This window comes from Rhizobium ruizarguesonis, from assembly GCF_017357285.1.
GTDB lineage: Bacteria > Pseudomonadota > Alphaproteobacteria > Rhizobiales > Rhizobiaceae > Rhizobium > Rhizobium ruizarguesonis.
The window spans coordinates 52556-62500 of record NZ_CP071678.1; the positions used below are offsets into that span (position 1 = coordinate 52556).

At 62.2% G+C, this 9945-nt stretch carries 8 protein-coding genes (1 of these 8 running past the window's edge); 3 read left to right on the top strand and 5 right to left on the bottom strand.

The features are described from left to right. Positions 1 to 17: 17 nt before the first annotated feature. Together J3P73_RS00270 and J3P73_RS00275 are read left to right on the top strand one after the other, a co-directional pair. Entirely contained in the window at positions 18 to 1430 is a 1413-nt protein-coding gene (locus J3P73_RS00270) for a cytochrome P450 (protein WP_130675981.1), read from the top strand. A gap of 85 nt (positions 1431 to 1515) precedes the next feature. Next, entirely contained in the window at positions 1516 to 3687 is a 2172-nt protein-coding gene (locus tag J3P73_RS00275) for a malate synthase G (RefSeq protein ID WP_130771987.1), read from the top strand. A gap of 69 nt (positions 3688 to 3756) precedes the next feature. Here the strand turns inward: J3P73_RS00275 and J3P73_RS00280 are convergent, their stop codons facing one another. Then, a complete protein-coding gene (locus J3P73_RS00280) occupies positions 3757 to 4440 on the bottom strand; it encodes a L,D-transpeptidase (protein ID WP_018068883.1) in 684 nt (227 codons plus the stop codon). A gap of 180 nt (positions 4441 to 4620) precedes the next feature. Here J3P73_RS00280 and J3P73_RS00285 point away from each other — a divergent pair, with 180 nt between their 5' ends. Beyond that, on the top strand, positions 4621 to 5115 hold the full coding sequence (locus tag J3P73_RS00285) for an MmcB family DNA repair protein (protein ID WP_018068882.1): 495 nt from the start codon (positions 4621 to 4623) through the stop codon (positions 5113 to 5115). Positions 5116 to 5131: 16 nt separating this feature from the next. Here J3P73_RS00285 and J3P73_RS00290 read toward each other — a convergent pair whose 3' ends face one another. The 4 genes from J3P73_RS00290 to lhpI form a co-directional block, all read right to left on the bottom strand. Continuing rightward, a complete protein-coding gene (locus J3P73_RS00290) occupies positions 5132 to 5710 on the bottom strand; it encodes an ActR/PrrA/RegA family redox response regulator transcription factor (protein WP_011649881.1) in 579 nt (192 codons plus the stop codon). A gap of 67 nt (positions 5711 to 5777) precedes the next feature. Then, a complete protein-coding gene (locus J3P73_RS00295) occupies positions 5778 to 7106 on the bottom strand; it encodes an ActS/PrrB/RegB family redox-sensitive histidine kinase (protein WP_024322877.1) in 1329 nt (442 codons plus the stop codon). Positions 7107 to 7129: 23 nt separating this feature from the next. Next, positions 7130 to 9595, bottom strand: a complete 2466-nt coding sequence (hrpB, locus tag J3P73_RS00300; protein WP_130774106.1) for an ATP-dependent helicase HrpB — start codon at positions 9593 to 9595, stop codon at positions 7130 to 7132. Further along, on the bottom strand, positions 9592 to 9945 hold the 3' end of the coding sequence (lhpI, locus tag J3P73_RS00305; protein WP_018068879.1) for a bifunctional Delta(1)-pyrroline-2-carboxylate/Delta(1)-piperideine-2-carboxylate reductase. 594 nt of this gene lie beyond the right edge of the window; 354 of the gene's 948 nt are visible here — the last part of the coding sequence; the start codon falls outside the window, past its right edge — the gene reads right to left on this strand; the stop codon is at positions 9592 to 9594. Before lhpI ends, hrpB begins: the two co-directional genes overlap by 4 nt.

A 9945-nucleotide genomic window follows, 5' to 3' on the forward strand; every position in this document is an offset into this window, starting at 1 on the left:
CCCGAAAGGCTTTTACGATGGACATGCGTCCGGACCCCTTCGTTCCGCCAGCACCGCTGCCGCGTACCGTGCCGCCGAGCCGGCTGGAAATCATCCGCATCATCCTGCGCAATCCGCTCGAACTCTGGGGCGAACCATCCTACACGCTGCCCTGGATCCGCACCAATTTCTTCGGCCAGAGGACGCTGATCGTCAACGATCCCGGCCTGATCAAGCATGTGCTGGTCGACAATGCCAATAATTACCGCATGTCGGATGTGCGCCAGCTCGTCCTGCGTCCAATCCTCCGCGACGGCCTTCTGACCGCCGAAGGTCCCGTTTGGAAAAGATCGCGCAAGGCGGTGGCGCCTGTTTTCACGCCTCGCCATGCCCAAGGCTTCGCCGGGCAGATGCTGCGCCAGTCCGAAGACTATGCCCGTAAATATGAGAGCGCAGACGAGGCCGGCGCAATTTTCGATATCAGCACCGATATGACCGAGCTGACCTTCGCGATTCTGGCTGACACATTATTTTCAGGTGAAATCGTCACCTCGAGCGGCCATTTCGCTGACGATGTCAATGAACTCCTGCATCGCATGGGCCGCGTCGATCCGATGGATCTGATGCGCGCTCCGTCGTGGGTTCCACGTGTGACACGCATCGGCGGTCAGAAAGTGTTGGAGAAATTCCGCGCCATCGTGCGCAACACGATGGATATGCGGCTTGCAAAGATGAAGGCAGACCGCAGCAGCGCGCCCGAAGATTTCCTGACCCTGCTCCTGGAACAGGCCGGCCCTGAAGGGCTGACCAAGGAAGAAATCGAAGACAATATTCTGACCTTCATCGGTGCGGGGCATGAGACCACAGCCCGGGCATTGGCCTGGACGCTGTATTGCGTATCGAACAGCCCGCATATCCGCGAGGCGATGGAAGAAGAAATCGACGCGGTGCTCGCCACTGGGGCCGAACCTGTGGAATGGCTGGATATGATGCCGCAGACGCGCGCCGCCTTCGAGGAGGCTTTGCGCCTCTATCCGCCGGCGCCATCGATCAATCGCGCCGCCATATCGGATGATTCCTGGACAAGCCCCAAGGGCGAGCGGGTCGAGATCGAGGCCGATGTCACGGTGCTGATCATGCCCTGGACGTTGCATCGCCACGAACTTCACTGGGACAGGCCGCGGGCCTATATGCCCGAACGCTTCCTGCCGGAAAATCGCGGCTCCATCGGCCGCTTCCAGTTCCTGCCTTTCGGCGCCGGCCCGCGTGTCTGCATCGGCGCAACCTTTGCGCTTCAGGAGGCGGTGATCGCCCTTGCGGTCCTGATGCATCGTTATCGCTTCGATTCCACCGATCAGACCAATCCCTGGCCGGTGCAGAAGCTGACGACGCAGCCGCAGAACGGGCTGCCGATGCGCGTGACGCCGCGTATAATTTCCACGAAAGCATAAATCTTTCGAATTATTGCGGAATTGACTGTGAATGAAAGCCGGGCAAAGTGGCAGCATTCAAAGTCGTTGCCAGGGAGAATGTTGCATGAGCCGCGTTGATAAGAACGGTCTTGCCATCGAAACCGTCCTTCATGATTTCCTCGTCAAGGAGGTACTGCCGGGTCTGGCGGTCGATGCGGACAAGTTCTTTGCCGATTTTTCGGCTGTAGTCCACGATCTCGCCCCGAAAAATCGTGCGTTGCTGGCAAAACGCGACGACCTGCAGATAAAGATCGACGACTGGTATCGCAGGCATGGCACCCCGGCGGATATGGACGAATACCAGTCCTTCCTCCGCGAAATCGGCTATCTCCTGCCTGAGGGATCGGACTTCCAGGTTTCGACCGAAAATGTCGATCCGGAAATCGCCTCGATCGCCGGCCCGCAGCTCGTCGTTCCCGTCATGAACGCCCGTTACGCCTTGAACGCCGCCAATGCCCGCTGGGGCTCGCTCTATGATGCGCTCTACGGTACGGACGCCATTCCCGAGAGCGACGGCGCCGAGAAGGGTAAGGGCTACAATCCGAAGCGCGGCGAGAAGGTCATCGCTTGGGTGCGCGATTTCCTCGATGCGTCAGCGCCGCTGCAGGACTGCCGCTGGAAGGACGTCGGAAGCTTTGCCGTCAAGGATGGAGCGCTGGTCGTCAGATCGATCGATGGCGAGCAGGCAAAGCTGACGGACGGCGGCCATTTTGCCGGCTACCGCGGAGATCCGACCGCTCCAACGCATATTCTCCTGAAGAACAACGGCATTCACATCGAAATCGTCATCGATGCGGCGACGACGATCGGGAAAGCCGATCCGGCTCATATTTCCGATGTCTGGCTGGAATCGGCAATCACGACAATCATGGACTGCGAGGATTCGATTGCCGCTGTCGATGCCGAAGACAAGGTCGTCGTCTATCGCAACTGGCTCGGTCTGATGAAAGGCGATCTACAGGAAGAGGTGGCAAAGGGCGGAGCGAGCTTCATCCGCAAGCTCAATCCGGATCTGCAATATGCCGGTCCGGACGGCACCTCCTTCGAGGTGCATCGCCGCTCGCTGATGCTGGTGCGCAATGTCGGCCACCTCATGACCAATCCGGCGATCCTCGACCGCGACGGCAACGACGTGCCTGAAGGCATCATGGATGCTGTGATCACCGGCCTGATCGCGCTTTACGATATAGGTCCGGCCGGCCGGAAGAAGAATTCCCGCACCGGCTCCATGTATGTGGTCAAGCCGAAGATGCATGGGCCCGAAGAGGTCGCCTTCGCCGTCGAAATCTTCTCGCGGGTCGAAGATGCGCTTGGCCTGCCGCGCAATGCCATCATGATGGGCATCATGGACGAGGAGCGCCGCACGACCGTCAACCTCAAGGAATGCATCCGTGCCGCCCGCGAGCGCGTCGTTTTCATCAATACCGGATTCCTCGATCGGACCGGCGACGAGATCCATACCTCGATGGAAGCCGGCCCGATGATTCGCAAGGGCGACATGCGCCAAGCGGCGTGGATTTCCGCCTATGAGAACTGGAACGTCGACATCGGCCTCGAATGTGGCCTTTCCGGCCACGCCCAGATCGGCAAGGGCATGTGGGCGATGCCGGATCTGATGGCGGCGATGCTCGAACAGAAGATCGCCCATCCGAAAGCCGGCGCCAACACCGCCTGGGTGCCGTCGCCGACGGCCGCGACCCTGCATGCCACCCATTATCACCGGGTCAATGTCGCCCGTGTTCAGCAGGGGCTGAAGGATCGCGCCCGCGCCAAACTGTCCGACATTCTCTCCGTGCCGGTCGCAGTGCGGCCGAACTGGACGCCGGAGGAAATCCAGCGCGAGCTCGATAACAATGCCCAGGGCATCCTCGGCTATGTCGTGCGCTGGGTCGATCAGGGCGTCGGCTGCTCGAAGGTGCCCGACATCAACAATGTCGGGCTGATGGAAGATCGCGCTACATTACGCATTTCGGCCCAGCATATGGCGAACTGGCTGCACCACAAGGTTGTCACCGAAGCTCAGATCGTCGAGACGATGAAGCGCATGGCCGCCGTCGTCGACCAGCAGAATGCGTCAGACCCCGCCTACCGGCCGATGGCCGGCAATTTCGATGATTCGATCGCCTTCCGGGCTGCCCTCGATCTCGTATTGAAGGGTAGGGAACAGCCGAACGGTTATACCGAGCCGGTGCTTCACCGCCGCCGCCTCGAGCTCAAGGCGAAGCAGACTGCCTAACGGAGAATACGAAAAGGCCGCCGGAACGACAGTTCGGCGGCCTTTTTTATACCGAATTCGATAATTAGCTTACTGAATGACGACGACCTTGGACGTGCCCTTGCCGGGACGAACGCGGCCGTAGAGATCGATGACATCCTGGTTCATCAGGCGAATGCAGCCCGAGGAAGCGGCGGTGCCGATCGAGGCCCATTCCGGCGTACCGTGCAGGCGGAAGAGCGTGTCCTTGCCGTCCTCGTTGAAGAGATACATGGCGCGTGCGCCGAGAGGATTGGTGAGGCCCGGGCCCATGCCGTCCTCGACGTACTTGGCGAGATCGGGCCGGCGGACGGCCATTTCCTTTGGCGGGTGCCAGTTCGGCCATTCCTGCTTCCAGGCGACGTAGGCGGTGCCGGCCCATGCGAAGCCCTGCTTGCCGACGCCGATGCCGTAGCGCATCGCCTTGCCGTTGGCCAGGATGTAATAGAGGAAGCGCTCGCGCGTGTTGACGATGATCGTACCGGGACGCTCGGTGGTCTGGTAGCTGACGACCTGGCGGCGGAACTGCGGCTTGACCCTATCGATCGGGATCGCCGGCAGGGAGTATCCGGCATCCTTCGTCACGCCGTAGGCGTCGTTGAAGATCTGTGCTGTCTGTACCGTCGGGCCTGCGCCCTTGTCGTCGACGGATGCGCTGTCTGATGTCGTGGAGCAACCGGCCAGAGCGAGCGTCGCCAGCAGGCCAAATACAGGGAATGCATTGCAGATGCGCATGGATGACTCTTGAAGTTTTGGGGCAAGGGAGAATGGTCTTTCGACCATCGTTGATTATGGTTTATTTTCGATTAACTTGCGCTTTGCAAGGCTGCTGCAGCGCGACAAATCCGTCTGCCGCGCAAATTAGAAGCGCATGGTTTTTTTGCAACAACGCGCCAGCCCCTCTGATGGTTATCCATGACGATTTTGAGCGTTTACAATAACAATCCGTTAATCGATGGCCGGCAATCGGACAGGGCCATGATGGTGCGGCGCGGAACGCAGATATTGCTGCATGAAATGCGTCACGCCGTGCTGCCCGAACTGCCGCTGGCCAGCGGTCGCCGCGCCGATCTGATCACTCTTTCGGAAAAGGGCGAGGTCTGGATCATCGAAATCAAGACGTCGATCGAAGATTTCAGGGTGGATCGCAAATGGCCGGAATACAGGCTGCATTGCGACCGCCTGTTCTTTGCGACTCACAAGGATGTGCCGCTGGAGATCTTTCCCGAGGAATGCGGGCTTTTCCTGTCGGATGGTTATGGCGCCCATATGATTCGCGAGGCGCCGGAGCACCGGATGGCGCCCGCCACGCGCAAGTCGGTCACGCTTAATTTCTCGCGCGCCGCCGCACAAAGGCTGCTGATGGCCGAATGGGCGAACGGAAAACCGTTCAACGTGGATGATGTCTGATGCCGCGCTGTGCTGTCTATTTCGGCGCGCGTTTGGCAAGAATACGCTGCAGCGTCCGCCGGTGCATGTTGAGCCGGCGGGCCGTTTCGGAAACATTGCGCTCGCACATTTCATAGACCCGCTGGATATGCTCCCAGCGCACCCGGTCGGCCGACATCGGATTTTCGGGAAGCTCGGCCTTTTCGCCCGGCCGCTGCGTCAGCGCCGAAAACACGTCGTCGGCATCCGCAGGCTTTGCCAGATAGTCGACAGCGCCGAGCTTCACGGCCGTCACCGCCGTTGCGATATTGCCGTAGCCGGTCAGCACGATGATCCTGGTGTCGTCGCGTCGCTGGCGGATCGCCTCGATGACGTCGAGCCCATTGCCGTCGCCGAGCCGAAGATCGACCACCGCATATTTCGGCGGCCGGCCTCTCGACTTCGCAACGCCTTCCGCCACTGATTCGGCCGTCTCCACCTGGAAGCCGCGCGTCTCCATCGCCCGCGCCAGGCGGCGCAGGAACGGCCCGTCGTCGTCGACGATCAGCAGGCTGGCGTCGGGACCGATATGATCCTCGTCCGACGCGGCGAAATTGTCATGATTCTGTTCTGTCATCGTCTCGGTCCCGGCGGTTGAGCGCCCGATCTGCGTTAACCGCTATATCCTGTTTATGCCGACAAAGTCATTTTGTCGAATTTGCGTCGATCAGCATGCGCGGCCATTCGATTCGGATACGCGCGCCCGCACTTTCCGGATCGCGGTTCTCGAAAACCAGCGACGCCCCCGAGCGCTCCAGCAGGGTTTTGGCGATGAAAAGCCCGAGCCCGAGGCCACCGGCCGTATCCTCCTTCTGCCGCTTGGTCACATAGGGTTCGCCGATCCGCGTCAGAATATCGGGCGCATAACCGTTGCCGTCGTCCTCGATAACGATCAGCACTTTGTCGTGATCGTGCTCGACAGTGACGGTCACTTTCTCCCGCGCGTAATCGACGGCGTTTTCGATCAGGTTGCCGAGCCCGTACATGATGCCGGCATTGCGGTCGGTGACCGGTTCGCCCTTGCGCGGGCTCTTTTCGATGAGCTCGAGAGCGATACCGAATTCCCGGTGCGGGGCGACGATCTCCTCGATCATCGACGAAAGCGGCAGGCGGCGCATATGCGCCTCGCCCTCGGAGGAAAGCGTCGTCAGCCGCCGCAAGATGTCACGGCAGCGTTCGCTCTGGCTGCGCAGTAGCATCACGTCCTCGCGGAAACGATCGTCGTTCTTGAGTTCCCGCTCCATTTCCTTGGCGACGACGCTGATCGTCGCAAGCGGCGTGCCGAGCTCATGGGCGGCTGCGGCTGCCAGCCCATCGAGTTGCGACAGATGTTTTTCCCGCTGCAGCACCAGTTCGGTCGCAGCCAGCGCATCGGCAAGCTGGCTCGCTTCCATCGAGACTCGATAGGCATAGAAGGCGGCGAATGCCATCGTCGAGGCGATCGAGCACCAGACACCGAACTGCATCACGTTGTGCACATTGATTTCGACCCCGTCGAACCAGGGCAGCGGGAAGGGCGAAAAGGCAAGCACCGTGATGCAGACCATCGCAAAGCCGATCAGCGCGGTGCTGTAACGGATCGGCTGCGAGGCAAAGGAGATGATGACGGGCACGCAGACGAGCGCCGCGAAAGGATTGGCAAGGCCGCCGGTGATGAACAGCAGCGCGCAGAGCTGCAAAAGGTCGAAGCCGAGCAGCGCAAAGGCGGCTGGCGGTTCCAGCCGATGCGTCGGTGGATAGCGGATCGTCAGGTAAAAATTCACCCAGGCAAGGGCGGCGATCAGCGAAGAGCTGGCAATCAGCGGCAAAGGAAATTTCAGCCAGAAGGCAACGATGAACACCGTCAGCGCCTGTCCGCCGACGGCAAGCCAGCGCAGCCGCACCAATGTCTGCAGGCGCAGCCTGCGGCTGTTGTGCCGGTCCTCCAGCGTATAGCCTTCCGTGTTGTCGATCATGCCAGGCTTGTCGATCATGCCGAGGGCTCCTTGAACGGCCCTCATGTACCACGCGGTTTTGCCCGTGTCGTCGGCAACGCATCCTCCGGCCGCTCCGGCCAGGGATGCCGGGGATAGCGCCCGCGCATATCAGCACGCACATCCCTCCACGAGCCGGCCCAGAAGCCCGGCAGGTCGCGCGTCGTCTGGATCGACCGGTGCGCCGGCGAGGTGAGCTCGAGCAGCAGTGGCAGGCGGCCACCGGCAATGGCTGGATGCTGCTTCAGTCCAAACAGCTCCTGCACGCGGATCGTCAGCACCGGCTCCTCGCCCTCATATTGGATCGGATGCCTTTGGCCGGTCGGCGCTTCGAAATGGCTTGGCGCAAGCCGGCTAAGGTCACGCTGCAATTCGTGCGGCACCAGCGATATCAGCCCGTTCGAAAGCCCGGCTGCGGAAATCTCGGAAAGGCCGCGGGCGTCAGTCTGAAAGGGGCTGAACCACTCGTCCAGCCGGGAAAGCAGGGCGCTGTCGCTGACATCAGGCCAGGGTTCGCCGATCATCCGGTGAAGGAATCCGATCCGCTCGCGGAGCTGCATGACCTCCTTCGAGAAGGCAAGCTGATCGAGCCCCAGCTCGCGCACCCCCTCCACCAATGCCTGGGTGACTGCTGGCCCGGAAGGTCGCGGCAAGGGCGTCTCTTCGAAGACGATTGCGCCGAGCCGGGTTGCCCGCCGCGCCCTGACTTGCCGGCTCTGCCGGTCGAAGAATATCTGGTCGCCGGTTTTGATCTCGCCGGGAAGCTCGACTTCGACGTCGCCACGCGTCACCTCAGCTGCCGCCAGAACCCGCGCCTGCGCCGCCCGTCCGGTCAGGTCGGCAATCACCAGCATCTGGCTGCCGGCCAGCCTGTCGGTTTCCGGCAGCTCCGCTCCGCGCCCGTTCGCCATTACGAATCGGCCGCGCCCGCCGCGCTGAAGTGCGATTCGATCCGGAAAGGCGTGCAGCAGCAGCTGGCCCGCAAGTGCCGGCGCCGTTGCGGTAACGCTGTCGAGGCCGCTCGCCAGCCGTCCTCCCAGCCGCCGTGAAGCCTCCGCTCTCTCGCCGCGCTCGGCCTTGAAACGCCGCAACCGCTCCTCGATATCGATGCTCGGTCCGCCAAGCCCTTGTTCGGTGAGAAGCACGGCGAGCATCGCCGCATCCCGGGCGTGTCCCGCTTCTCCCGCCGAGACGACCATGGCGGCAAGCCGCGGCGGCAAAGCGAGATCGCGCATCACCTTGCCGCGCGCGGTCAGCGCCCCGTCCTTGTCGAGTGCGCCGAGCTGGCCAAGCAGCACCCGCGCTTCCCTGAGCGTCGTTTCCGGCGGCTGATCGACGAAGGCAAGGGATGCCGGATCCTGAACGCCCCAATGCGCGAGATCGAGCACCAGCCCCGAGAGATCGCTGGAAAGGATCTGCGGTGGTGTGAAGGCCGGCAGTGCCGCCGTCTGTCCCTGGTGCCATAGCCTTATGGCGATACCCGGTTCCGTTCGACCGGCACGGCCGGCCCGCTGATCGGCGGAAGCCCGCGATACGCGCACCGTCTCCAGCCGCGTGATCCCCGTCGACGCCTCGAACACCGGCAGGCGCTGCAGCCCGCTGTCGATCACGATCCTGACGCCGTCGATGGTGATCGACGTTTCGGCGATCGACGTCGCAAGCACAATTTTCCGCGTCCCCTGGGATGCCGGTCGGATCGCCGCATCCTGCTCCTTCTGGCTGAGATTGCCGTAGAGCGGCGCAATCAGCGTCTCGGCCCCGAATCGTCCCTGCAGACGTTCCACGGTCCGCGTGATTTCTGCCTGGCCAGGCAGGAAAGCGAGGATCGAGCCCGCCTCATTGGCATGGGCATCGAGTATCGCCCGCGTGACAACATCCTCGATGCGTTCGCCGCCCGGCCGGTCCTGGTAACGGATATCGATCGGAAAGCTGCGCCCCAGGCTTTCGATCACCGGTGGGTGGTCGAGCAGGGCGGCCACGCGTTCGACGTCGAGGGTTGCCGACATGACCAGGATACGCAGGTCCTCGCGCAGCGCCGACTGGACGTCGAGCGCCAAAGCGAGTCCGAAGTCTGCGTCCAGCGAACGCTCATGGAATTCGTCGAAGATCACCGTCGAGACACCGGTCAGTTCCGGATCGTCGAGGATCATCCGGGCAAAAACCCCTTCGGTCACCACCTCGATCCGTGTCGCTCTCGATATCCTGTTGTCAAGGCGCATGCGGTAGCCGACCGTCCCGCCGACCTGTTCGCCGATCAGCGATGCCATCCGGCTTGCTGCCGCCCGCGCCGCCAGCCGCCGCGGCTCCAGCAGGATGATCTTGCCGTCACCGCGCCAGCCCTGGCCAAGCAGGTAAAGTGGTACCAGCGTCGTCTTGCCGGCGCCGGGCGGTGCGGAAAGAACGGCGCGTCGCTGCTCGGCCAACGCGGCACCGACGGCCGGCAGGACATGTGAAACCGGAAGATCCGGCAAGGATGCACTGATTGTCACTTTCGGCCCGTCACTGTCTCGTAGGCAAGAATCGCCCCGGCGAGATCCTCCAAAGCCGCCCCGACCGACTTGAACAGCGTGATCTCAGCGTCATGGCTTCGTCCGCCATGGGCGCCGCTGACGAGTTCCGCGAGCTCAGCCCTGATGTCGCCTTGATTCAGCACGCCGCTTTTCAGCGGCTGAACGATATCGCCCGCCTCGCTGATGGCACCGGCGCGGGTATCGACAAAGACCGAAGCACGGCGGATGGCCTCGTCGTCGCTTTCACGCATGCTCGGCTTGAAGGCGCCGACGAGATCGAGATGGGCGCCGGGCTTCAGCCATTCGCCTGATATCAGCGGCTCGCTGGA